1 protein-coding gene is annotated in these 1,167 nt (G+C 59.7%); it reads right to left on the bottom strand.

Going from position 1 to position 1,167, the window contains the following annotated elements:
- Entirely contained in the window at window positions 1-1,092 is a 1,092-nt protein-coding gene (locus ACFQU0_RS15435) for an IS630 family transposase (protein ID WP_382202327.1), read from the bottom strand.
- Window positions 1,093-1,167: the final 75 nt, after the last annotated feature.

Genomic DNA, 1,167 nt, shown 5'->3' with positions numbered 1-1,167 from the left:
CTAGTGTGCTGTCCCGCTGATACGTGAGCAAAGTCTATGCAACTTTTCAAGAATCGAATCGGCGGTGGCAGTCCACTTGAACGGCTGGCAGTTCGTGTTGTAGGCGGCGACGAAGTGATCAATGCGCTGCACGAGTTGTTTGACACTGGTGAACGAGCCGCGCCGAATGGCCTTGTCAGTGATCAAGGCAAAGAAGCGCTCGACCTGATTGAGCCAGGAACTGTAGGTCGGGATGAAATGCATGTGCCAGCGAGGCCGACTGGCCAGCCAGGCCTTGATCTTGGGATGGCTGTGCGTGGCGTAGTTGTCGCAGATGCAGTGAATGTCCAACTCGACGGGGACGGCTTTGTCGATCTCGCGCAGAAAGGCCAGGAACTCCTGATGCCGGTGGCGCGGCTTGCAGGCTGCCAGCACGGCGCCATTGAGCACGTTCAACGCCGCGAACAGCGTGGTCGTGCCATGGCGTTTGTAGTCATGGGTGACGCCTTCGACGTAGCCGAATCCCATGGGCAGCATCGGCTGCGTGCGCTCCAGGGCCTGGCACTGACTCTTTTCATCCACGCAGATGACCAGCGCGTTATCCGGCGGGCTCAGGTACAAGCCGACCACGTCGCGCAGCTTCTCGATGAAGAACGGGTCGTTGGAGAGCTTGAAGGTCTCGGTGCGGTGCGGCTGCAAACCGAAGAGCTGGAAGTAGCGCTGCACGCTGGTCTTGGAGATGCCGGTCTCGGCCGCCACCGTGCGCACGCTCCAGTGTGTCGAGCCGTTGGCTGGCTTGGTGTGCAGCGTGGTCTTGATCAAATGCGCCACGCGTTCATCATCGATCGTGCGCGGTTTGCCAGGGCGAACATCGTCATACAAGCCCGCGATACGTCGCTCGACAAACCGGGCTCGCCACTTACCCACCGTGGCCTTGGTCAGCTCCAGTCGCTCGGCGATGGCGTTGTTGAGTTCGCCATCGGCACTGCTCAGGACAATACGGGCCCGCGCACTCAACGCCGCAGGCAGGGATCGGCTGCGCGCGAACGACTGAAGCTGCTCGCGCTCATCGTCTGTAAGCAGCAATTCGACTTTCGGTCTTCCTCTTCTCATGGCGGTATCTCCGTTCCCAAGATACCGCATTGGCATGCAGGATTAATGCCAGAAAATAACGGGACAGCACACTAG

This window comes from Hydrogenophaga defluvii, assembly GCF_042665235.1.
GTDB lineage: Bacteria > Pseudomonadota > Gammaproteobacteria > Burkholderiales > Burkholderiaceae_C > Hydrogenophaga > Hydrogenophaga defluvii_A.
The sequence above is the reverse complement of the archived record's forward strand: the minus strand, read 5'-3'. Positions and strand labels throughout refer to the sequence as shown.

Coding starts and splice junctions, on each gene's coding strand:
- ACFQU0_RS15435 (WP_382202327.1), bottom strand. CDS start 1,092: ATGAGAAGAGGAAGACCGAAAGTCGAATTGCTGCTTACAGACGATGAG.